We start from the raw sequence: 23,918 nt of genomic DNA, 5'->3' as shown, positions 1-23,918 counted from the left end.
AGCAGGTTTTTATTGAAGATAAAAGTATCTTCTATATGCTATATAGCAAAACATAGAATGCTCATGATTCCAACTATAGCAATTTTAAGTGGTGGATTTTCTTGCGAGAGAGAAGTGTCGCTTATGAGCGGAAAAGCCGTAAAGAAGGCACTTGATAGCCTTTCATATAATGCAATAGAAATAGATGTTGACAGCAACATTGCTGAAAAGCTTAAAAAAATTAATCCGGGCCTTACTTTTATCGCTCTGCATGGACCTTATGGTGAAGATGGTTGCATTCAAGGTTTATTGGAAATCTTAGGTATAAAATATACACACTCAGGAGTTATGGCTTCTGCTGTTGCTATGAATAAAGTGATGTCAAAGCATATATTTCGATCCCTTAGTATCGACACTCCAAAAGGTTATGTAATTAGCCAAGAAGATCTACTAAAAAATAATATTAAAATCGATTATCCGTACGTCTTAAAACCAATTAACGAAGGTTCTAGCATCGGAGTGCATATTGTTTCCTCATATGAAGACCATTTAAAATTTAAAAATGACGCTATCATACTTGATGTCATTCAAGTAGCTGACACTGGAATCCAGAAAAAAGAACCAGTGTCAGCTACCTCTATGACAAGAGACTTGATGATCATAGAAGAATATGTCCCAGGAATAGAGTTACATACTGCTGTATTGCTAGATGAAGCAATTGGCACTATGGAAATACGACCAAAAAATAAATTCTATGATTATGAAGCAAAGTATACAGATGGATTTGCAGAACATATATTTCCTGCTGAAATTCCTGACAATATATATAAAATGACCTTGGAACACGCACTGAAAATTCATCAATTTTTAGGCTGTAAAACTATTTCCCGCTCAGATTTCCGTTATAATCCCAAAAATAACACTTTAAAAATGCTTGAGATTAATACACATCCTGGCTTTACTGAGTTATCGTTAGTGCCAGAAATTGCAAAATTGGCAAAAGGAATCAATTTTAATGAATTAGTTAAAATTATTATTGAAGATAGTTTGCAGCACAAAAATATTAGGGATTTAAGTCATGTTGAGCAGTATTACTAGAAGCCAAAGGAGTTTTTTGCGCAAGTACGCTTTCGTTATTATAACTGCGCTTTTTTTTACATTAGTACTTTATAGTTCACTTGATAAAATAATAAATCGATTTAATTACTACTTTACTTGGTGTAATGAGTGCCTATCCAGTTTATTACTCAGCAATGGATTTTCAATCGATGAAGTAGTCGTGAGCGGCAACAAATTTACAAACAAAAAGGATATTCTAAGTTTGACAGATAGAACGCAACCTATCCTGTATATATCACTTTCAAAACTTGCCGGTAGCATACAATCCGTAAGCAGATGGATAAAATACGTAGGAGTTCACAGAATTTTGCCCAATACCCTACATATTAATATAGATGAGCATAAACCGTTTGCTCTCTGGAAAGATAATAACAAAACCTCGGTAATTGATTTCGAAGGCAAAGTGATCGTAGATGACTATCCAGTAGATGATCTTGTTGTAATTACAGGACAAAACTCGTTATCAAACCTAGAATTTGTTAGAGATGTGTTAGAGAGTAAAACTCAATTAAGTGACCACATTTCTTCTTTTGCTTATATAGGGAATAGAAGATGGAATATCATACTTGATAACGATTCCACAGTGAAACTGCCTGAAGATAACCCTTCTAGTGCATGGGACTATTTAAACCACTTACACAATACAACTGATTTTACTTTCAGCGATTGGAGTATTATTGATATGCGTATTACTGATAAAATTTTTGTGAAGAGGTGATCTGCTGTCATCCAAGTAGCGGGATGACGAGCTTATCGTCATGCTGCCGCGAACCGTCATACCGCCGCGGTATCTCTTAGCCGCTAACACGTAGCGGGATGACGGTTGTCGTTTAGCTACAAACATTAAGAAACTTACCAAATGGAAAAAAAGACAAAAGAAGCCCCGGTTAATATCTATTTTAAAACATTGGCGTTTTTTTTATGTTTTAAACACTTAATAACCGCGACTCAGCTTATATAGGTAAAAACCTAGAAATGTTGTGAAGACATAAGGTGCACATAGTGCAAAAAATTAAAAATAAGACGCCAACTACGTTGTTTTCTTGCTGTTTAATCTGCACAGATGAAGATAACTGAATACCTTCATTGTCATAATAAGGGGGCCGGCGAAACTTGTCAAGCAAGTTTTTTCGTTTCTATAAATCTGGATTTCAGCGTTATGCGCTGGAATAACAACGTAAGGTAAATTTTTCAACATCCCAAAATTACAGAATTTAGTCTGTTTAATTAAGTGTGAAAGGTTACGATCATGCTGAGTCATTAGGAAAGATTAGAATATACAGCAGCTATAAAAACTGTTTAATAGCCACCCAAAACCCTTATTTCCCACTCAAGTTCAACATTAAATTTATCCTTCACTGCATCTTTTACTCTGTTGCCAAGGTTTTCCAAGTCAGATGCAGTTGCATTATCGTAATTGAGCAAGAAGTTACAATGTTTCTTAGAGATTCTAGCTCCACCAATATTTAACCCTAGGCAGCCAGATTTATCAATTAACTCCCATGCTCGGTAGTTTTTTGGATTTTTGAATATGCACCCAGCAGTTTTTCCTCTTATTGGCTGGCTTTTATTTTTTTTCTCAACAATTTCTTTTAACCTTTGCAATATAAGCTCATGCTCTGAGTTTACTCCTTTAAACTCAGCTTCAACAAAAATCCAATTTCCTTTTAAGCTATGTCCACGATAAAAATATCCCATTTCTTTGCTGGAGAACTCATATAGGTTTCCATCCTCTAGGTTCACTGCTTTTATGGATTGTACAACGCTTGCGATGTCACTACCATACGCACCTGCATTCATTTCTATTCCGCCACCAACTGTTCCTGGAATTCCAACTAGAAACTCGAGTCCACTAATTTGTTGCTCTCCTGCAAAGTAAGCAAGGTTCCTGAGCAGCGCAGCACCACCTGCAACAATGGAGTTGTTACCCTTACTTTTAATATATGCAAACTCCTTACCTAATTTTATTGTTATTCCTCGAATGCCACTATCTCGTACTATTATGTTGGATGTTGCACCAATAACGCTAACTGGCAGTTCAGTATTTTTAATCAAGTATGTTAAATCTTCAATATCACATGGTTTAAATAACACATCAGCTCGTCCACCGACGTTTAACCACGTCGCTTTAGACATTAAGATGTCATAACGATAGATTCCACGTACTTTAGGTAAGCTTATAAGCATTTTGATTTCAACTCTAGTCCTGCATCCATACCCATTTTCTCCGCATCTTCTATAAATGAAGTGCGCTCAGTGAAGTATATATTTTTTCCACTTGCTAACATACAACAAAGGTGTAGCATATTTTCGTTCACATATTCAGCCAAAGCTGCAAGTGGTGTAAAACATGAACCATTCACTGTCTTCATAAAACTGCGCTCTGATTTCACTCTTATAAAAGACATATTATTATTAATTTTCTCTACAAGATCGATAATTTTTACATCATTCCTTCTACATTGAATACAAATCGCTCCCTGTCCCACTGCACTTAACATAACTTTTGGTGGCAATACCTCTGTAATTAAGTGATTCTTTTCTAATCTTATGAGTCCTGCTTCAGCTAGAATTATTCCATCAAAACTTTGATTTTGCAATCTAGTTGTTACATTTCCACGTAGCGATATTATATTTAGATCTGGTCTAACATTTAACAACTGAACTTTTCTTCTTATTGAAGAAGTGGCAATAGTAGCCTGCTGTGGCAAAGACTCAAGGCTATTGTGTTTATGAGAAATAAACGCATCGCATGGACTTAGCCTTTCTAAAACACAAGGAATTGTTAAACCCCCTGAGAAAAACGCAGGCACATCCTTTAGCGAATGAACTGCCATATCTATATTATTTTCGAGCAATTCAGCCTCAATTTCTTTAATGAATAATCCTTTACCTCCTATTTCAGCAAGATTTGCGTTTGCATACTTATCTCCAGAAGTTTTTATCTTAACAATTTCAATAGATAAGTTAGGAAAAGAGTCCAGCAACTTTTGTTTTGCTTCCAAAGCCTGGGCAACTGCAAGCTTGCTTCCTCTGGTACCTATTTTGACTAGCATATGTATGACTGTTTGAATACCAAACCTTAACCTAATTAATTATTTAAACACTTTGGTAGCGTGTATCGCATGAACTTCGGTTACCATCTCTCTGATGTCATCCGAGTAGCTGACTACTTGGATCGAGTTTAATTCATCATATGAGCCTTTGCATTTATTGTACTTTAACTTAAAACCAAAAGCAACTTTGCCTTTACAAAATAATAACCTTTTATATGCATAAATAAGCTTACTGGATTCTAGTACTTGCATGACAGCAGTCCTACGTCATACCGCCGCGGTATCTCACATAGATCCCGCTAACAAGCAGCGGGATGACGGTTGTCAGGGTGTCATCCAAGTAGCCTCTTTCTTGTCATCCCAGTGCCCAGACACTGGGATCCAGAAAACTTAATTTTAACCAAGTGGCTGCATAATAAAGACTGGATCCCAGACTGGAATGACACCCTACTTAACCGTCATACCGCGATTCATTCGCGGTATCTCAGCCGCTAACAAGAGATCCCGCTAACACGTAGCGGGATGACGAATTACTATCCACACCGTCATACCGCCGCGGTATCTCTTAGCCGCTAACACGCAGCGGGATACTTAACCGTCATACCGCGATTCATTCGCGGTATCTCAGCCGCTAACAAGAGATCCCGCTAACACGTAGCGGGATGACGGTTGTCGTTTAGCCATAAATATTTAAGAAATTTACCAAACGAAAAAAAAGGCAAAAGAAGCCCTAGTCATTGTCTACTTTCAGTATTGGCGTTTTTTAAGTCTTAAACACTGCAATTTAGCTGCTTTTAAATGCAACTCACCTTTGTTTAAATGTTTAAGAAATTTACTAAGCAGAAAAAAAGGCAAAAGAAACCCCGTGTTAGCTAGTTGTCACTCTCTAATCCTGCAAATTGGCGTACTATACTGTCTTAAACGACTTATAAGCGCGTTTCAGCTTATATAGGTAAAAACCCAGAAATGTTGTGAAGACATAAGGTGCACATAGTGCAAAAAATTAAAAATAAGACGCCAACTACGTTGTTTTCTTGCTGTTTAATCTGCACAGATGAAGATAACTGAATACCTTCAGTTTCATGATAAGGGGGCTGGCGGAGTTTGTCAAGGAAGTTTTTTTGTTTCTATAGCTACTTGGATAGGTTATTTGGGCAATAGAGAATTTTACAAAAATCTATTTTTAACTTACACTGCAATTTTAAACCTACAACTTATGTACAACAAGCTTATAGTCAAATCTTTTTCAGTGTTATGCATCTGTTTACTTGCTTTATACATAACACTGCCAAATTTCTTTGATAATAAGCTTTTTATTTCGAAAAAAAGAATAAACTTAGGCCTTGACCTGAAAGGAGGGGCATCTTTGCTTCTAAACATAGACTTAGACTTCTATTTTAAGGAAAAGCTAGGCATGCTAGCAGGTGAGATAAAAGAGACATTGCTAACAAAAAATATTGAATCTAACGTACAAAATAGCGAACAAGTAATTGTAACTTTAAATAATATTGATGATTATAAAAAAGCATCTGTGTTGATTAATGCGATAAATCCAAATTTAGAGCTAAATAGAAAAGATTCTTCAATTCTCATTTCGTATAAACCCCATTATAAAAATTCTTTGATCAGTGAAGTAGCTGCAGAATCAATAAACAATGTCCAGCGCCGTTTGGACAAACTTGGCACAAAGGAAGTCAGCGTTCAAAAACAAGGGCAGAATAAAATATTAGTGCAGGTGCCTGGAGTAGAAGACACCGAGCAGATAAAATCTCTGCTTGGCAAAACTGCTAAGCTAGCTTTTCATTTGGCAAACACTAACATACCCAAGGTGCAGGATATAGATCACGAAACTACTGTCATGCTCAAGGATTCTTTAGGTAATTCTTATCCAATATTCCGCAAAACTGAAATAGGTGGCGATTCGCTGGTTAACGCATCAGTTAGATTTGGTCACTTAGGTAAACCAACAGTGCATTTTAAATTTGACAGCATAGCGAGTAAAAGATTCGCGAAAATCACTAAAGAAAATGTGGGAAAACCTTTTGCAATTGTTCTGGATAACACAGTCTTAACAGTACCTACAATACGTGAGCCAATTTTAAATGGAGAGGGAGAAATTAGCGGTAATTTCACTGAAAAACAAGCAAGCGAACTTGCAATACTTTTAAAATCTGGAGCACTGCCAGCACCACTTAAAATAATTGAAGAAAAAAACATTGGCCCAAGCCTTGGAGAAGAATCAATAAAGGCAGGGGAAATGGCAGCAACAATCTCTATTATAGCCGTGGCTTTATTTATAATTATCACTTACGGCAAATTAGGTATATTAGCTTCTGTTGCGCTTTTTTCTAATGTAATTCTTATATTATCAATTCTCACTCTGCTTGAAGCAACTCTAACTTTACCTGGAATTGCAGGTATTGCACTCACTGTCGGTATGGCGGTGGATGCAAATGTTTTAATATTTGAGCGAATTCGCGAGGAAATCAAATCTGGCAAGAGAGTGGAACGTGCTATTGAAGAAGGGTTTAAAAACGCTATAAAGACAATACTGGATTCAAATATCACAACACTCATTGCTGCAGGAATAATGTTCATTATTGGCAGCGGAGCAATTAGAGGCTTTTCTGTCACTTTATCAATAGGAATTTTATGTTCGATGTTTTCTGCAATCACAGTCACAAAACTCCTGATAGAGTTGTGTATGAACCCGAAGGAACTAGTGCTTTGTTAGTCAACCACCTTCATTCCCACAACGTTATATCCTGAATCGACGTGCAAAATTTCTCCAGTAGTGCCACTACTTAAGTCGCTTAATAAGTATAACGCTGCCTTGCCAACATCCTCTATTGTAACATTGCGTCTAAGCGGAGAATTATTTCTATTCCATTCTGATATGAAGTGAAAATCGCTTATTCCAGAAGATGCTAAAGTTCTGATTGGACCAGCGGAAATTGCATTTACTCTGATATTTTGTGGCCCGAGATCACATGCTATATATTTTACACTTGCTTCAAGTGCTGCTTTACATAAACCCATAACGTTATAATTTGGCATAACTTTTTCAGCGCCATAATAAGATAAAGTAAGTAAACTACCACCACCTGACATCATTTTTTCAGCTCTTTGCGCTAAAGCAGTGAAAGAATAGCACGATATATGCATTGCATTGAGGAAGTTATTCAGTGAAGTATTGACATATTTACCATCTAACTCATTTTTATCGGAGAATGCTATTGCATGTACCAAAAAGTCAAGAGTACCCCATTTTTTCTCTATTATTTCAAAAGCGTTATCTATGATTTTTTCATTTGAAACGTCACAGTGTAATATTAGCTCCACATTTAATTCATCTACTATCGGTAATAATTTTTCTTTTACTATTTCGTTCTGGTAGGTGATTGCAAGTTCTGCCCCGTGCTCTGAGAGAGCTTTTGCTATACCGCATGCTATTGATCTCTTATTTATTATTCCAGTTATTAACCCCTTTTTGCCTTGTAATAGACTTGTCATCATAGAACTATCTGTTTTTTTATAATTTGGAGTATTAACTAGATAAAGTCAAGATATCAACTATGTTTTAAAACATTTTTTGCAGTAACTTGAAGTCTAATACCACTGTTAACAAAAAGGCAGCGATGAGAGTTTCTTAGATTGCTTTTTATTAAAAAAACAAGGCTTTATTAATTAAGTATTATAGTTAATAATTACACTTTCTTGACAAGTAATTAAAATAGTGTTAAACTGCATGCATAAAATAATTAATGAGGTTACGATGTTAAGTGATATTATAAAACAAGCTAGTGGCTGGGATACGAAAGCACTAGCTAAGATATTTAGTAACAAAGAATTTCTTAAGTCAGCTGATGGTGATAAAGAAAAGTACCTAGCAGATCTGATTTCAGGATACGCTGTAACTCTGCCAAGAGAAATAATACCTGATATTGTTACTCTGGATGCTTTGTGTTTTACTTATAAAAAAGATCCTTCAATTTTACCGATTTTATTAAAATACCTTACTCATAAAAATTTACTTCAAGAAGCCAAAGATGATTTGGATAAACTAAATCAAAAGTTGCAAGGTGTAATGGATGAGGAGCTAAAAAAGCTACAGGACGAGCGGAAGCTATTGTGTGAAGAGACAGCTGAGTTATCTGGTAAGAAGTGGATGTTGAACAGGGTGAAGTGCTTGTTAAAAAGAGTGAAAAAATAACTGAAACTGCATCTAAGATCGAGGAAATTAAGTTATATAAAGAAGACATCAAAAACCTTTTTAACGGTAGTAAAACAAAATCAAATTCTTATCCATCCAAATATTTCTCTATACTAAATAGTGGGCTTATAGAGATAATGGAAAAAAAGCTAACAGCTTATGTTAAGGATAATACTGATATTGGAGAAACATATTCAAGTCTGAATAGTAAAGCGAAAAAAATTGAAATGTTAAACAATGTAAAAATTGTATTACTGTGTTCTTCCGCTATGGTTTGTGGAATGGCATGCATGCCATTTATTGCAGTTTTTTGTCAATCATGTGCAGGGCCTAGTGAATTCCACTACTCTATGCTTTATTTCTTCATTCATTACTCATTACCAATTCTATTTCCAATCGCTGCTACACTACTTGCACTGGCAGGTGCGGTTTACCTAGTGCAGAGGCACTATGAGCAAAGTTTTGAAAAGGAAATGCAAGACTTCATAGAAGGACCAAAGCGTGCAGAGAAAGCAACTAATGAAGATGTGAAGAAATTAGAACAAGAAGGAACAAAAGTAGGCGATGTAATAGATCTTTCTGGCAATTGTGAGATGAATGATAAGGTAGAACCTTCGGCACCACCTAAGCGGTCAGGATTGTACCCAGATCTTTCAGAAGAACTTTTAGCATCGTCATGCAATAAGAAAGATTCACAACCAAACAGTAATCTTGATTCTCCTCTACTTCCATCCAATACAATGCAGCAAGTGGTATAACTCAAAGCTAGAGGTTGCGATTGTAATAAAGACATAAAAAAAACGGACAAGTCAAGTAAAGTTACAAATGTAATTTTGCTTGACTATCCATTTATCACCACCTAAAGCAGCTAACAAAGCCATCTCATATGACATTTTGTCTATACCTAATTAAGCATATCAATAAGTAAGTAAATTTTAATATAATCTTATTATACTTATAAATATGCTGTATATAGGGAGAGTAGACCAGCGGACCTTCCCCGCCAGCCTCTCACAGAACTGTGCATGAACCTCTCGACTCACACAGCTCCCATTATTCGGCCCTTGCTACTAATTATAGCATAATCAAGGACTCTGTTTTAATCAATTGCTCATCCCATTTCTGGTTGACAAATAATTAAAACTGAATAACTCAGCCCCTTCGCTCCATTTCCATTACAGAAACTTCTTCACTACTACGAGCTGATCCGCCCCTGTTTCTCGCGTCGGTACTCTCATCCTTAGAGATCAGCTCTTTGGACTTCTCCCTTATCATCGAAACGACAGGTTCCCGCAGTTCCACGCAATAGCCCAAAATAGATTCACGCCACCTCTATGCCGTACGCCACCTATCCGGTAAACAAGCTCCCGATAGATTTATCCCAGGTTACAAACAACCCCCTGGTTTTGACGTCATTTAAAAGGTTTCGACACTTCATCAGTGGTTCACTTTCGTTCATCTCTCCATTCCTTACATGACATATAATTATGCCTTTTCCATAACGCTCACTACCTTGCCAAAGCAGCTTATAGTTGTTTGAAGCCTGCTCTTGTAAACCGGCTCCGAGGGGCCCACCCTCATCTATTGCGTAGCTTTTGCACTTAGTTTGCTCTTACTTGAACATTCTTTGTGTCTCTACGGCACACCTAACCCAAGAAAGGTTTTCCCACGTCATACCGCCGCGGTATCTCAACATAGATTCCGCTAACGAGTAGCGGAATGACGAATTTGTTGTTTTTCAAATCGTTGGTAAACCTAAGTCACTTTAGCTATAGCAGCCGTCTATCTTAGATTGCTTCTTATTAAAAAAACAAAGCCTTATTAATTAAATATTATAGTTAATAATTACACTCTTTTGACAAGTAATTAAAATAGTGTTAAACTGTGTGCATAAAATAATTAGTGAGGTTGCAATGTTAAGCAGTATTATAAAAGTAAAATTAGAGAAAAACTGTTGTCCTTTTGAGAAATTAGAAAACTTCTTTGCTAAAAGGGTATTTCATATAGATGATCGAAAAGGATTCAAAGATTCTTCAGTAAAGTTAGTTATCGAGTATCCCTACGATTCAACTTTAACTTTAACTCTACCAAGAGAAGCAATACCTAATTCTTTCGCTTTGCAGCTTTTATCTTCACTTTATAGAGGAAATGCACTAGCTTTACCTATTATATTAAAATACCTTGTTCACAGGAATTTATCTAAAGATTTTGATGAGATCAGTAAAAAATTACAGGCCAAAATGGATCAAGATATACAAGAAGCTCAGCTACAACACAATTCTGAAATTTCTAAAGAAATTGAGTTATGCAAAAAAGATATTTTAAATGTTCTGGATGGTGGTAAATCAGTATTGAGTGTTCAATTGAAGCAAAAATACTATTCTATACTAAAAAATGATGTTAAAGAATTAGAGGCTGAGATTTCAGAAGAACTAGAAGATTATGTTAACAACACTAACATTCACGAAATATATCAAAGCCTTAACAGTAAAATAAAGAAAATAAAGCATTATAATAAAATAGTATATCGTACACTTTGTACTTCTGGTTTTGTCGCAATGTCTTTATTGATTGCTCCATTGATAGCATTGATAGCATTTGATGTAACGACTAAAGGTGGTGGTTTTTTAGAGGCTCTTATGTATACAGCAACTCCATTTTTGGTTGTTGCAACGTTAGCACTTATAATAGCAGGTGTAGCTTACTTAGCAAGTTGTTATCTAGAGCATAGTTTTGCAAAAGAAATGCAAGACTTTATAGAAGGACCAAAATATGTAGATAAAGCAACTAATACTGAAGATGTGAAGAAATTAGAACAAGAAGAAACAGAAGTAGGCGATTATGGTAAAAAACCTTCGGCACCACCATACGATGGACCTAAGCAGCCAAGATTGTACCCAAATCTTTCAGAAGTACAACAACCACCATCATACGAAGAAGCTTGCTCTACCGTGCAACCGAAAGATTCACAACCAAGCAGTAATCTTGATTCTGCTGAGCCTGAGCAGCCAAAACTAGTTATGGATCTTTTAGAAAGTCTTCCAGAACAACTAAACGCAAAATTGGGTCCTGTTCTACGTCCATCTAATACAGCAAGAGGTGTAATTTAGGGCTAGAGGTTATGATTGTAATAAAGATATAAAAAAACGGACAAGTCAAGTAAAGTTACAAATGTAATTTTGCTTGACTATCCATTTATCACCACCTAAAGCAGCTAACAAAGCCATCCCATATGACATTTTACTTATATCTAATCAAGCATATTAATAAGTAAGTAAATTTTAATATAATCTTATTATACTTATAAATATGCTGTATATAGCTAACCTAAGTAAGGTTTCCCCGAGTGCTGAAAAACAAAATCAATAGCCGAATTGATATCGGGCCAAAAGCTTGGCAGCGCTTTTTTTTATGGCATGCTTGATGGCAAACCAGAACTTCTCAATTGGATTTAAATCAGGCGAGTATGGCGGCAAAAATAAAACTTTACATCCAACACTTTCTATTAATTTTCTCGTTCTTTCAGACTGACCTTACCCAGAAAAAGTAGAGAGAAAGTTAAGACGTTTTTGTCATGAGAATAAATTGTGCAGGAATGCAATAATTAATAGTAGAATGCCTACGTTGTTTGTTATAAAAGATTTCTATGTATTCAAATATGGCAGTTCTGTTTTGTTGAGCGAAAAGTATCAATAAGCAGCTCCCTTTTGAGTGAACTTTTCTGCAACAGAGTTATCGTAACAACAGCTCTTATGGCTCATGCTGGAAATGATGTTTTTTGTATTCAATAGAAATTGGTAATTTTGAGAGGTATACTGTGACCCTTGATCGCTATGTAACAGCAGATTTTTATCGGGTTTGCGCTTATTAACGGCTATCAATAAAGAGTCAATAACCAATTGTTTATTTATTGAGCTACTCATTAACTACCATACGTGAATATAGGTCAATTATTGCTGCCAACAACCTTCCTTAGTTTTTATATAAGTAATATCGTTTACCCAAACTTTATTTGGCTGATCAGTGGTGAATTTTTGATCCAATGTGTTCGGAGCCACAACTCGGTTGCTTATTTGCTGTTTTTTATTTTTGAACCTTCGTCTAAGTTTGGCTTTAATGCCATTTTCTTGCATAACACTTTGTACTGTTTTAATTTTTGCCTAAAGCTTTTAATTCAGCGTGAATTTTAGGGATCTGCATTTGGATGCTTTTTTTGAATATCTGCTAGAAGCCCATCTCTTGCTAATTCCTTACTGCTTTTTCCCTTAGCAACCCATTTATAATAACCACCAGCAGATATGTCTAAAACCCTACATAGTTCCTGTATTTTATAGCAATTTCTATATAAAAGAATACTTTACTCTTTTTGTTTGGTCAGGGCTTTTTTTTTAATGTCTCTTTCTCTTGTTACTCTTGCTAGTTCTTTTTTTAGATCAAATCTTTCTTTGTCATAAGGAGCCTTTGTCTGGAAATGCGTATGCTTCTGACATTTTTCCATCATATTTTCTTACCCATTTACTTAACATACTGCCATCTATGCCTAGATCTTTTGCTATTTTTTTACTTCTGTTTCTTTAACCAGCTTAACAGCTTCTAATTCGAATCCTGCTGCTTCTATTTGCCATATTTTGAAAAAACGTTTTATTTTACTCCAAAAACGTCTTAACTTTCTCTCTACTTTTTCTGGGTAAGGTCACTAGACACTTATGCAGCTGTGCATAGAATGACAGAAGAGACTTGCGTTAGATATTGTTTATTTACTTTCGATCTTTTCTATCAATTTTTTAACTAAGCCTCTTAGCTTTTTACTGGATTCATCAAGCTCTTGAATCTGCGAGCTATGCTCTTTCATTAGTTCCTTATAGTTACCTCTTATGTAGTCAATCATTTCCTTCATCTGAGCAATCATCTTGTTAACATCCATACTACCCAAATCAGGTACCATGCCAGGCATAGCCCCTTCTAACATACCGCCAGCCATAAGCTGCTGGGACATTTGCATAAATGGTTTTAAAGTCTGATTAAGCAATTCAGGATCCTTGGCTAATTTTTCTATTTGCTCTTTGCAAGTATCCATATACTGCTTCATAAATTCATCTTCTTGTCCTTTGTCTATCATAATATGTCTACCTAAAAATACGTATTCTTTATTATATATCGTTTTTAAATTAAAAACAATACAAAATACCTATCACAATTGCATTAATACTTTTTAAACAATAAAAAATGCTCCTTTGCTTACAAATGGTCACATACCTTCTTTAACCATTCCTTATCTTTTACGCTATTTTCTAAGTTTTCATAGACAAATTGATGATAGCTATTTATCCATTCAATTTCATCTTTAGTAAGCATTTGCACATCTATTAGCCTTCTATCATATGGAATGAAGGTCAGTTGTTTGAAATGTAAAAAGCTATTTTCTTGTCTGTCAACATACATCAGATTTTCAATTCTTATTCCATACTCTCCCGGAATGTAATAACCAGGTTCGTTGGAAAGTATCATTCCTGGCGTGAGTTTCACTTTATTGCCCTTTGATATTGCTTGTGGTCCTTCGTGTACTGATAGGTAACTTCCTACTCCATGCCCTGTACCATGCATATAGTCCATTCCAAATTTCCATAAATGCGTACGTGCCAATATATCCAATTCTCCACCAGTAGTGCCAGAAGGAAAGATGACACTTGCTATAGCAATGTGAGCTTTCAATACTATTGTATAGTGGGTTATTTGCTCACTAGTTGGATTACCAACCACTACAGTTCTTGTCACATCAGTTGTGCCATTAAGGTATTGGCCACCAGAGTCAATCAAATATAGTCCACTTTTCTGAATTACCTTATTCGTCTTACTGCTTGCACGATAGTGAATTATTGCACCATTTTCATTAAATGCGGAAATTGTTGGAAAACTTGGTTGCTTAAACAAATTCTGTTCTTTTCTGTATTCTAAAATCTTTTCTTCAGCTTCAAGTTCTGTACCAACATTACTTTCAAGCCAATGTAGAAAGTTTGTAACTGCCACTCCATCTCTGATATGCGCATTTATAGCCCCAGCTATTTCAGTTTGGTTTTTTACTGCTTTATAAATTAGACAAGGATCTTCTCTTTCAGCTACCTGTTTATCTTTTATTACAGCCATGATACTCATTGGAGTTGTGTTTGGATCTATAACTATTGAATTTAGCTTGTGCAGCGAATTTTCTAGCTCACTAATATCAAAAATATTTATATGATTGCCTAAATTTGCTTCTATAGTTGAATGTTCTTTATCTTGAATAAACAAATCAACATTACCGCTTTTATACAATATAGCACGGCCCAATATACATGGAGTATATTTGGCATTTTCATTTCTTAAATTTAATAGCCATGAAATTGAATTTGGATCAGTTAAAAGCACTGCTTCAGCTTCTTTATCTATGCTTTTAGCGACTTTTTCACATTTATTCTTGCTACTTTCACCAGCATATTTAATAGAATGTAAAACCACTGCTTGTTTTCGATAGTCACTTTTTTTTCCAGCTAAACAGGGTATTAATTTACAGATATTCTCATACTTTCTTATATCTTCTATGGTAAAATATTGCAAATAGTAACCTAGTGAGGTGGTCAATGTTAAGTTTGCTTTTACCCATTCGCGTGGATCCTCTTCTTGTATATTATATACTTGAAAATTGCCCCGATCGAGCTGATTGCGAGCTTGTGTGATATAGCGTCCATCCGTAAAAAATGGGCACTTGTTGTCTTTTGTAACGATAAGTAGCCCATTTGTTCCTGTAAAGCCACACAGCTTTGTTAGCTCCTCTGAATACTCATTTAAATATTCATCTTTAGTATGCAACATAAATGCGTCAACATTTGTTTCACACATAAAAGAACGAAATTCTTCGATTTTTGACATATACCTCACGCAAAACTAGCAGCTACTTTCGTTTTCTTATTCCTAAGGTACACTAATATGCTCACTATCGCTGTGGGAGTGATGCCTTGTATTTGCTTTGCAATGCCAATCGTCGCTGGTTTTATCGTCTGCAACTTTTCTATTACTTCACTTGACAGGCCTTTAACTTGTGAATAGTTAAAATCAATTGGAATTTGAGTGTTAATTTCCTCTCGTAAAAACTTCATATCTGCTTCTTGTCTTATTAGATAAGGTTTGTATTTTGCTTCAATTTCAACTGCTTCGCATATTTCATTCTTAGTTATGCTACCCATTGCGGCGTCATTCCAGCGCGTAACGCTGCTTTTTTCCTGGATCCTAGTGTCAGCTACTCGGATGATATGAGAGTGTCCTGAGATGACGGAAGAGGATCCAGTATCCGTTGTGCAGCGCGTGATGCTGCTTAACTCCGGCCATATTTCTTGTAATTTATTCCAGTCGATGTTTGGATAGCTGAGTAAATCTAGTGCCGTTTTTCTTATCCCATCATAAGATATTTTAATACCATAAGACCTAAGCTGCTCAGGAGTAATCGTCAGACTCCCTAACTTCTCTTCAAGCTGCTTAATGGATTTAAGTTTATTCTGTAAAACAGAGTATCTCTCATGCGAAACAAGGGAAATATCATAACCTTTTTGTGTTAATCTTCTATCCGCATTGTCTGACCTGATAGCTAGCCTATATTCTGCACGTGAGGTAAATAATCTATAAGGCTCGATCACCCCTTTGGTGACCAAATCATCTATCATTACACCGATATATGAATCTGTGCGGTGAAGAACAAAGCTTTCTTTTTTTTCAGATGCAGAGAGTGCTGCATTAATTCCGGCGATAATTCCTTGCCCTGCTGCTTCTTCATATCCAGTGGTGCCATTAATTTGGCCAGCAAAATATAGACCTTTAATTTTCTTAGTTTCAAGAGTATGGCTTAGTTCTCGTGGATCAATATAGTCATACTCAACTGCATATCCAGACCTCAATATTTCTGCGTTTTCAAGTCCTTTGATACTCTTTATCATTTCATTTTGCACTTCAACAGGCAATGAATTTGAAATTCCGTTTGGGTATACAGTATCATCATCCAGCCCTTCTGGTTCTAAAAATATTTGGTGACTACTTTTTTCTGCAAATTTATTAACTTTAACTTCAATGGATGGACAGTATCTTGGTGCAACAATGTCATCCAAATACGAAGAAGCTGACCTATGAAGATTTTCTCTAATTATTTTATGCGTATTTTCATTAGTATGGGTAATAAAGCATGATACCTGAGGTTGGTTAATTTTTTCTGTGAGATAAGAAAACGGCACAGGTGGGTTATCACCCACTTGTTCTTGCAATATTGACCAGTTTATAGTATTACGATCAAGCCTTGGTGGAGTTCCGGTACGCAGTCTACCTAATCTAAAATCATACTTCTTCAACGTATTTGCAAGTTCTACTGCAGACTTATCTCCCATTCTTCCTGAAGGAGTTGTTTGCTCTCCTATATGAATCACACCCCGCAGAAAAGTCCCTGTAGTTAGAACGACTTTACTTGTTGATATACGTTCACCTGAGCTTATCATTACAGCTTTAATGCACGGTTCTCCATTGCCATTACTTTCTATAAGAAAATTGTCAACTGACTCTTCTTTTACCGTCAAATTGTTATAATTTAGAATAATTTCCTGTATTGCCTGCTTATATAATTTTCGGTCTGCCTGTGCACGTGGTCCCCATACTGCTGCACCTCTGCTGCTATTTAAAATGACTGAGTGTATGCTTGCTTGATCGATTGCTCTTCCCATTATTCCATCAAGAGCGTCAACTTCCCTGACTACAACACCCTTTGCAACTCCTCCAATTGCTGGATTGCAGGACATTTCTCCTATAGTTGAAATTTTATGAGTTATAAGCAGCGTGTTTGCACCAAGGCGAGCTGCCGCAGCAGCAGCTTCGCACCCTGCATGACCACCACCTACTACTACTACGTCATATTTATGCATGCTTTTTTGAGTAATTCTACTCTACTAATATTCCGATTATCAACGGTTAATGTCAAATCTTGTTATTCCAATGTTACACACTGGAATAACAGAAACCTTACTTGATTAGCTTAAACTTTCTTCCTTCCCTTTTGAAGAAAAGTGCTCAAATTTATTAGCAGAATGGGGTGGATGCTATTGAAATTAAGCACGCTTCAGAGTGATTTTTTTTAAAATGTACAGTATTTCTGTGAACTCTCTCAAACAGCTAAGGGGTTATACAGGTCAGCAGACACGCAAAAGTTAAACTTGTGCCAATAAATGAAATAGATCAACTATCCAGAAAGTAATCTACAGTATTTAGATTTGCAAATGTTGCATTATCTGCATTTTATCAGCATAATATAGAAGTAATGTAATGCAGATATTATGCCGATAAAATTTACACCAAATTATACAATTACCTCCAAAATCGCTGGTTGTCTTATGAGGATTGAAGCAGCAAAGGAAAAAGTGTTACATTTACCACTCACTGTATCAATGCTTTCATCTCTTCGTGAAACTGCAAGGCTCTATACAACACACTACTCTACTATGATTGAAGGAAATCGACTTGAACCTAAACAGATTGAAGAGATTTTAAAGCATAAAGGTCACTTCCCAAGGTATAAGAGAGATGAAAATGAGGTTAAAGGATATTATGCAGCCTTAACTCGAATTGAACAATGGGCAGCAAGGAGAATACCCATTACTGAGAAAGCTGTTCAAACACTACATGCTCTAGTAATAGCAAGTGGAAAATCTAAAATAAAACCAACACCTTATCGTGATGGTCAAAACGTTATTCGTGATAGCCGTACACGTGCAATAATTTATATGCCACCTGAAGCAAAGGATGTACCAAAGCTCATGAGCAGTATGATTGATTGGATTCGTGACAGTGAGCAAGTGCCTTGCCCAATTATTGCAGGTATTGCGCATTATCAATTTGTAACAATTCACCCTTACTATGACGGTAATGGTCGTACTGCAAGATTGTTGACTACATTAATTTTACACCTTGGTGGATATGACCTAAAAGGACTTTATTCATTGGAAGAATATTATGCCAAGAATCTAGGAGCGTATTATGAAGCAATCAGTATAGGTCCATCGCACAACTATTACATGGGAAGAGCTGAAGCAGATATTACCAAGTGGATAGATTATTTTGTGGAAGGTGTGGCAATTGCATTTAAGAATGTTTTACAGCGTATAAACGAGGAAGGGCACAGAACTGACCAGACTGATCTTATACGTAAACTTGATCCTAAACAGCGTAGGGCTCTTGAGCTCTTTGGGGAATTTTCCATGATTACAGCTAGTCAAGTAGGCAAATTATTTAATTTTAAGCCTCGCACCAGTGCTCAGCTTTGTAAAAAGTGGGTAGAAATGGGATTTATTGAGGTTGTAGACTTTTCCAACAGAGGAAGAAAATACAAGCTTAGCAAGCAATATGAGGATCTGATTTCAAACTAAAAACTGTTTCTAATCTAGAATTCGGGTTAAAAGCACGCACTCAAGGCAAGTAGGGCATCGTAGGACATGAGTACTAGCAGAATGGGGTGGATGCTATTGAAATTAAGCACGCTTCAGAGTGATTTCTTTAAAAATATACGATATTTCTGTGAACTCTCTCAAACAGCTAAGCATACACGCAAAAGTTAAACTTATGCCAATAAATGACCTTACCCAGGTTGCTCGGTTGTAAGCAAGAGAAGACAAGGAAAGGAGCAGGTTAATCCAAACAATTTACTATTATTTAATTGCTAGTCTGATATGTTAGGCAATCATGTTGGATACAAAAATGGATAACTATGCGGGAATTAATAAACGTGTTATAGCGTTTATAGTTGATCAAATAATATTTCCAGTCTTTTTTCTATTCATTTTGTCCATATCATCAGGTGAGACCTTTACTGAACTTGTTAATGTTGTCTTCAGTTATACTGATACAGACTTTTCAGTGCAAGAAGGAGTATTAGGAATATTACTGCTTATAGTATTGGAAACATTAATGATAGCAAAACTTGGCTGGACTCCAGGAAAGTTATTATGTGGCATATACATAAAAGATGCAAATACACTTGAAAATATTGCTTTAATGCAAGTAGTGATAAGAAGCTCTCTTAAGATGCTTGTGTTCGCACCTTTCTGTATTTCTGAGTGGTTTTTAATATTACCAGTCTTGGTTTTAATATTCGCAGTATTTGATAAACGCAAGCAGTTCTTCCACGATAAAGTTGCAAAAACAGTAGTAATAGATTACAGACCTGAAAAATGCCACTTAAATTTAAACTGCGTGGGAATAACTAGGCGTGTTATAGCATATATTATTGATCGTTTTATTATTATTGGAGCCTCTTTGTTTTGTGTTTCTCTTGTAAAAACAACTTTCCACCCTGATAAATCTCAAATATTAATCATATACTTTTATTTATTTTTTTTCCTACCAATAGTGTTAGGAATATTTATAACAAGAAGACTTAGTGGCACTTTAGGGCAATTGTTGTGCTATATTTGCATTAAAGATATAAATACACTTAAAAATCCTACTCTAATACAAACAATAATTAGGTGTGTTTTGTTTGAAGTTATTAACTTCATATTGATTTCTATATTAATTATGAATACATTTTTTGATGCTCTTGATAAGTATACTTCTGAGTGGTGGTTTGACCCTTTATCAAGCTTAACCTTTATAGCTATAATACTAATTTTTACATCTGCAATATTCGATAGACGTAAGCAGTTTTTTCATGATAAAATTGCAAAGACAGTGGCAATAGATTATAAGCCTTCAAGCTGATTTCTTCTCCAGTTGTGGGTTTATACTTACTTTTTTTCTATTCAAATTCTAATCTGCATAAAATTTATTAAAAAGACTATTGACACTAAAAATATTCGTGTTATAGGTAAGGTCATATTTGGTATTTACATAAATTGTCTACGACCATTTAGTTTTACAGTGAGGGTAATTTTTTAGTTACACTTAAGGGAGGGTGAAATGGGTATAGGTCAACAACAACCAATTCGTGATACAGTTGATGAAGTTTGCACAGCGGTAAATAGCTTCATATATGATATTATCGCCGCAAATCAGAAGGATGATGCATGTAAACTTCTTAGTTTAGCGCTAAAAGTAAGGAAATTTTTGTTAAATGCTAATTTAGGTGGGTTTGTAAATGCTCTTCGCAAGTATATTACTGGGGAACTTATAGATAAGTTTATAGAGCAGCTTATTGAGGAATATACAACTGAAGAACAACGCAAGGCTTTTATAAAAGAGGTTTGTGAGATTGTTTTAGATTCTCTTCCCACGTTCAATATTGAAGAGAGGTTTTTTCGGATATTAAATAAAAAGTATGACACAGAGGAGCATAGAAATAAATTTTTACACTTAGCCGCTGAGCAAGGTAATTTAGATGCAGCGAAATATTTTGTAGAAAAAGGGGCTGATATTAGTGCTAAGACCAATGGTGATGATACTCCTCTCTACAAGGCTGCATTTGTGGTCGAAATGCAGCTCGCTCGCGACAAGGGCTTTGAAAAACGCGCACAAGCATATGCTGGTAAAGTTTACTCAAGACAGTCTGGCAGATACACTAATTTAAAGAAGGTCTTCTTTATTGCGATTTCAAATTGTATTTTGTTTCCTAAGAAATCCAATTATATATCTAGCCATACTATAAGAGATGAGGAAACTAATGAGCATGACTTACAATGCTTAAGCTTAAAGCATTAGATGCTTTTTACAAGATACAAGGCAGAAACTTATCAATAAGCCCCCATCAAGAATCTTATCTGTTAGCTATATATAAAATTTGATACTCTGACTACAATATACTACTATAGATAAAAGTGTTATCAATGGAGCAAAGTATGGAATTAACAGTGGGAAATAATGTACCATACTACTATAATACCACAGAAGTGGTATTAATGGAGAGAGGTATGGAATTAGCAGTAGGAAATAATGCACCTGATTTTAGCTTACCAACAGATTCTGGTGAAAATTTATCATTGAGTGAATTTTTTGATAAAAAAAATGTAGTTCTTTATTTTTATCCTAAAGACGATACTCCGGGTTGTAGGATGGAGGCAAAAGGCTTTAGAGATAAAATAGATGATTTTTCTTCCCTTGACACAGTGATAATTGGTGTATCAAAAGATAGTGTTAAGCGCCACGCTAACTTCAAAGCAAAATATTCTCTGCCATTTTCCTTAGTTTCTGATGAGAATGCTGAAATGTTGGAAAAATATGGTGTTTGGGTAGAGAAAAGTATGTTTGGCAAAAAGTATATGGGAATAGAGCGCACTACTTTTTTAATAGATAAAAAAGGTAAAGTAGTGAAGATCTGGAAAAATGTAAAAGTTAGTGGGCATGTTGATGAGGTTCTGGAAGAAGTAAGGAGAATGTAAACTAAAGAATAGGTTAATGGCTACCCATTGCTACATAAAAAAGCTGAAATTACATAATTTTCGTAGCCACTCAAACTTTGAACTGGATTCAGATGATAGCTCAGTTGTAATAACTGGCGAAAATGGTATTGGTAAAACTAATATACTTGAAGCAATCTCGTTGCTTGCTAAAAGCAATGGAATGAAAAAAGCAAAAGCCAGTGAGATACAAAATAGATTCAGTAATGAAGATTGGGTAGTGCACTATGATTTTTTTAATGGAACGGATTTTAATTCAATTGGTATCGCAAAGAGTTTTGATAAGAAACTAATACAAATTGATGGAAAAACGCAATCAAGTTATTCATCTCTGTATAAGATATCCAATGTAATATGGCTGATTCCACAAATGGACTATGTTCTTCTTAATTCTCCAAGTGACAGATTAAAATTTTTAGACCGTATAGTTTCACTGTTTGAAGAAAAGTACACTTGCTGCTACATGAAATATAGAAAAGCTAAACATGAGCGAAGTAAACTATTGAGGGAGAACATTTTGAACAAAAACTGGTTCTCTAGTCTTGAAAACATAATGGCCGTTAATGCAGTTAGTATTTTACATATGCGATCGTCTGTTTTAAAAATATTACAAGATACAATTGATAACCATTCCAGTAAGCTTTTTCCGAAGGCAAGTTTGAAATTCAGCAGCCAGCTAACTTTGGACGATACTGCAGAATATTTTCAGAATCGTCTAAAGGAAAACAGAGAAAAAGATTCATTGACTGGTAGAGTAACCCTTGGTGTGCATAACGATAATTTTCGGGTTTTTTGTCAAAAAAGAAACGTACCAATAAATCTGTGCTCCACTGGAGAACAAAAGTTATTACTGCTTTCTATTATTTTATCCAGTGTAAAAGCAAGGTGTATTCATTACAATAAGGCACCACTTCTTCTACTTGATGATATAATGTCTCATCTGGATAAACATTACAGAAAGGCGTTAATAGAGGAAGTGTTAAGTATTCAATGTCAAACTTGGATAACTGATGTAAATCAAGATAATTTCAATAGCTATCTTTATTCTTTCAAGTTTTTTGAATTGTTAAGTAAATAAGTGACAATATTCTTCTGCAAAAGGAAAGAAATACTTACGTCCTTGGTCTTTTATTATATGACTGTGACCTTACCCAGATGATATGAATAAGTATTGCTTGGTTGAAAGCAAGAGAAGATAATAACTTTTCAGAGTGGATAGGTGGCAGGTTGGTACTTCTTTTGAGGCACTTTCTGCTCTTACATGGAGTGTAGGAAGAAGACCTCGTGACCCAGATTCTGCCACCGGCGAGGCTCACAAAATGTGATGACCTCGTATAGGAGTTTGGAACAACCGGTACTCTGATATATTGAAATATGCAATTGGAGGAAAAAATGCGTCACATTGGAGTTATACTAATAGCTTTACTGCTTGTTATCTGCAAGAAGGGAAGCCAGAGTATATTCAAACGTTTTGCTTAAAAGACTTGGATAATTTTATCGAAAATCTTCAAGAAACAGATAAAGTGGCTATAGAAGCAACAGGCAATAGCTGTTTCTTTTATGATGCAGTTTCACCTTACGTTAAGCGTGTGGTAATAGTCGCTCCCGGACAGTTTGAAGTTGTGCGCCGCTCTATACACAAAACAGACAAGCATGATGCAAGAGCTATTGCTTTCTTTCTAAGCAAAGATATGTTGCCTGAGGCAAGGCATAAAAGCAAACAATGTTAGCAGTTATAGTATTTTCTAAAACGAATGATAAACGTCTAAAATGGTATTACCAACTAAAAGGTGTAAGTCTGTACATTGATGCATTAGAGGTCTGAGGCGACTTTTGATGGTGTGCCAACAATGCTCTATCGGATTTAGAGCAGGTGAATATGTTGGAAGATAAAGCAAATGACAGCCAAAAGACTCTATTAATGACTTTGTTTTGGGAGTTTTATGGAATGTAGCATTATCCATAACTATGGTTGTATTACGCTGCAATTGTGGTTCGCTCTAACCATACATTAAATACATCTTTATTACACCCTCCTGTGAAGGTCATTGGTGCAATAAACTTCTTTTCAATCCATCCACCTATTATACTCACTCTTTCCCGCTTTTTTCCTGGAACATCAGCATATATTTTTTCTCCTCTTGGAGCTCGTGCATATTC

Annotated in this window: 21 protein-coding genes and 5 pseudogenes; 13 read left to right on the top strand and 13 right to left on the bottom strand. The window is 35.5% G+C overall.

The genetic code is table 11. From position 1 onward, the window contains the following. Window positions 1–57: 57 nt before the first annotated feature. Together ABWU75_RS02650 and ABWU75_RS02645 are read left to right on the top strand one after the other, a co-directional pair. Window positions 58–1,077, top strand: coding sequence for a D-alanine--D-alanine ligase (locus tag ABWU75_RS02650; RefSeq protein ID WP_264732117.1), 1,020 nt, complete (start codon window positions 58–60; stop codon window positions 1,075–1,077). Next, the gene (locus ABWU75_RS02645; protein ID WP_353287018.1) at window positions 1,058–1,816 is read left to right on the top strand and encodes a cell division protein FtsQ/DivIB; all 759 of its coding nucleotides are present in this window, start codon (window positions 1,058–1,060) and stop codon (window positions 1,814–1,816) included. Before ABWU75_RS02650 ends, ABWU75_RS02645 begins: the two co-directional genes overlap by 20 nt. A 581-nt stretch (window positions 1,817–2,397) precedes the next feature. Here ABWU75_RS02645 and murB read toward each other — a convergent pair. Genes murB through ABWU75_RS02630 form a run of 3 tightly spaced genes read right to left on the bottom strand, consistent with a single transcriptional unit; the run spans window position 2,398 to window position 4,406 of the window. Then, entirely contained in the window at window positions 2,398–3,285 is an 888-nt protein-coding gene (gene murB, locus ABWU75_RS02640) for a UDP-N-acetylmuramate dehydrogenase (protein ID WP_253309144.1), read from the bottom strand. Next, window positions 3,276–4,154 carry a hydroxymethylbilane synthase gene (hemC, locus tag ABWU75_RS02635; RefSeq protein WP_264688058.1) on the bottom strand — a complete coding sequence of 293 codons (879 nt, stop codon included), beginning with the start codon at window positions 4,152–4,154 and terminating at the stop codon, window positions 3,276–3,278. The genes murB and hemC overlap by 10 nt, the downstream gene beginning before the upstream one ends. Before the next feature lie 39 nt (window positions 4,155–4,193). Then, window positions 4,194–4,406, bottom strand: a complete 213-nt coding sequence (locus ABWU75_RS02630; protein ID WP_253309142.1) for a hypothetical protein — start codon at window positions 4,404–4,406, stop codon at window positions 4,194–4,196. Window positions 4,407–5,370: 964 nt separating this feature from the next. Here ABWU75_RS02630 and secD point away from each other — a divergent pair. Continuing rightward, complete coding sequence (gene secD / locus ABWU75_RS02620) at window positions 5,371–6,888, top strand: protein translocase subunit SecD (protein WP_353287064.1); 1,518 nt, start codon at window positions 5,371–5,373, stop codon at window positions 6,886–6,888. Here secD and ABWU75_RS02615 read toward each other — a convergent pair. Next, complete coding sequence (locus ABWU75_RS02615) at window positions 6,885–7,670, bottom strand: enoyl-ACP reductase (RefSeq protein ID WP_264732120.1); 786 nt, start codon at window positions 7,668–7,670, stop codon at window positions 6,885–6,887. The genes secD and ABWU75_RS02615 overlap by 4 nt on opposite strands. A gap of 259 nt (window positions 7,671–7,929) precedes the next feature. Here ABWU75_RS02615 and ABWU75_RS02610 point away from each other — a divergent pair, with 259 nt between their 5' ends. The 3 genes from ABWU75_RS02610 (at window position 7,930) to ABWU75_RS02600 (ending at window position 11,477) form a co-directional block, all read left to right on the top strand. Beyond that, a complete protein-coding gene (locus ABWU75_RS02610; RefSeq protein ID WP_353287017.1) occupies window positions 7,930–8,367 on the top strand; it encodes a hypothetical protein in 438 nt (145 codons plus the stop codon). Continuing rightward, the gene (locus ABWU75_RS02605; RefSeq protein ID WP_353287016.1) at window positions 8,319–9,125 is read left to right on the top strand and encodes a hypothetical protein; all 807 of its coding nucleotides are present in this window, start codon (window positions 8,319–8,321) and stop codon (window positions 9,123–9,125) included. The genes ABWU75_RS02610 and ABWU75_RS02605 overlap by 49 nt, the downstream gene beginning before the upstream one ends. A gap of 1,155 nt (window positions 9,126–10,280) precedes the next feature. Further along, on the top strand, window positions 10,281–11,477 hold the full coding sequence (locus ABWU75_RS02600; protein WP_353287015.1) for a hypothetical protein: 1,197 nt from the start codon (window positions 10,281–10,283) through the stop codon (window positions 11,475–11,477). 252 nt (window positions 11,478–11,729) lie between these two features. Here the strand turns inward: ABWU75_RS02600 and ABWU75_RS02595 are convergent. The 8 genes and pseudogenes from ABWU75_RS02595 to mnmG form a co-directional block, all read right to left on the bottom strand. Next, window positions 11,730–11,876, bottom strand: a pseudogene (locus ABWU75_RS02595) (transposase); the annotation flags it as partial. A gap of 49 nt (window positions 11,877–11,925) precedes the next feature. After that, entirely contained in the window at window positions 11,926–12,060 is a 135-nt protein-coding gene (locus ABWU75_RS02590; protein ID WP_353287014.1) for an IS3 family transposase, read from the bottom strand. Continuing rightward, entirely contained in the window at window positions 12,057–12,290 is a 234-nt protein-coding gene (locus ABWU75_RS02585; protein WP_353287013.1) for a DDE-type integrase/transposase/recombinase, read from the bottom strand. The genes ABWU75_RS02590 and ABWU75_RS02585 overlap by 4 nt, the downstream gene beginning before the upstream one ends. A gap of 27 nt (window positions 12,291–12,317) precedes the next feature. Then, window positions 12,318–12,500, bottom strand: coding sequence for a hypothetical protein (locus ABWU75_RS02580; RefSeq protein WP_264732130.1), 183 nt, complete (start codon window positions 12,498–12,500; stop codon window positions 12,318–12,320). A gap of 224 nt (window positions 12,501–12,724) precedes the next feature. Continuing rightward, the gene (locus ABWU75_RS02575; RefSeq protein ID WP_264328802.1) at window positions 12,725–12,868 is read right to left on the bottom strand and encodes a hypothetical protein; all 144 of its coding nucleotides are present in this window, start codon (window positions 12,866–12,868) and stop codon (window positions 12,725–12,727) included. Window positions 12,869–13,120: 252 nt separating this feature from the next. Next, window positions 13,121–13,486 carry a hypothetical protein gene (locus tag ABWU75_RS02570; protein WP_096641498.1) on the bottom strand — a complete coding sequence of 122 codons (366 nt, stop codon included), beginning with the start codon at window positions 13,484–13,486 and terminating at the stop codon, window positions 13,121–13,123. A 119-nt stretch (window positions 13,487–13,605) separates the two neighbouring features. Next, window positions 13,606–15,273, bottom strand: a complete 1,668-nt coding sequence (locus ABWU75_RS02565) for an aminopeptidase P family protein (RefSeq protein ID WP_341822640.1) — start codon at window positions 15,271–15,273, stop codon at window positions 13,606–13,608. Between the two features lie 5 nt (window positions 15,274–15,278). Beyond that, window positions 15,279–17,300: a tRNA uridine-5-carboxymethylaminomethyl(34) synthesis enzyme MnmG gene (gene mnmG / locus ABWU75_RS02560; RefSeq protein ID WP_353287012.1), complete on the bottom strand. Its 2,022-nt coding sequence runs from the start codon at window positions 17,298–17,300 to the stop codon at window positions 15,279–15,281. Window positions 17,301–17,708: 408 nt separating this feature from the next. On the opposite strand from mnmG, the gene ABWU75_RS02555 reads away from it, so the two are divergent. The 7 genes and pseudogenes from ABWU75_RS02555 to ABWU75_RS02525 all read left to right on the top strand — a co-directional run. Further along, the gene (locus tag ABWU75_RS02555) at window positions 17,709–18,797 is read left to right on the top strand and encodes a Fic family protein (RefSeq protein WP_353287011.1); all 1,089 of its coding nucleotides are present in this window, start codon (window positions 17,709–17,711) and stop codon (window positions 18,795–18,797) included. 313 nt (window positions 18,798–19,110) lie between these two features. Then, the gene (locus ABWU75_RS02550) at window positions 19,111–20,127 is read left to right on the top strand and encodes an RDD family protein (RefSeq protein WP_353287010.1); all 1,017 of its coding nucleotides are present in this window, start codon (window positions 19,111–19,113) and stop codon (window positions 20,125–20,127) included. Between the two features lie 198 nt (window positions 20,128–20,325). Beyond that, a pseudogene (locus ABWU75_RS02545) lies at window positions 20,326–20,775 on the top strand (hypothetical protein); the annotation flags it as partial. A 51-nt stretch (window positions 20,776–20,826) separates the two neighbouring features. Further along, window positions 20,827–21,042 (top strand): annotated as a pseudogene (locus ABWU75_RS02540) (PD-(D/E)XK nuclease family transposase); the annotation flags it as partial. A 230-nt stretch (window positions 21,043–21,272) separates the two neighbouring features. Further along, window positions 21,273–21,740, top strand: a complete 468-nt coding sequence (gene bcp / locus ABWU75_RS02535) for a thioredoxin-dependent thiol peroxidase (RefSeq protein ID WP_264688477.1) — start codon at window positions 21,273–21,275, stop codon at window positions 21,738–21,740. A 16-nt stretch (window positions 21,741–21,756) separates the two neighbouring features. Continuing rightward, window positions 21,757–22,836: a DNA replication/repair protein RecF gene (gene recF / locus ABWU75_RS02530; protein ID WP_264732143.1), complete on the top strand. Its 1,080-nt coding sequence runs from the start codon at window positions 21,757–21,759 to the stop codon at window positions 22,834–22,836. A gap of 301 nt (window positions 22,837–23,137) precedes the next feature. Then, window positions 23,138–23,485: pseudogene (locus ABWU75_RS02525) on the top strand (IS110 family transposase); the annotation flags it as partial. An 18-nt stretch (window positions 23,486–23,503) separates the two neighbouring features. Here the strand turns inward: ABWU75_RS02525 and ABWU75_RS02520 are convergent. After that, window positions 23,504–23,888: pseudogene (locus tag ABWU75_RS02520) on the bottom strand (transposase). Window positions 23,889–23,918 lie beyond the last annotated feature (30 nt).

It is taken from the genome of Wolbachia endosymbiont (group A) of Anthophora plumipes (assembly GCF_964028115.1).
GTDB lineage: Bacteria > Pseudomonadota > Alphaproteobacteria > Rickettsiales > Anaplasmataceae > Wolbachia.
This window is presented reverse-complemented; position numbering and strand designations above follow the sequence as displayed.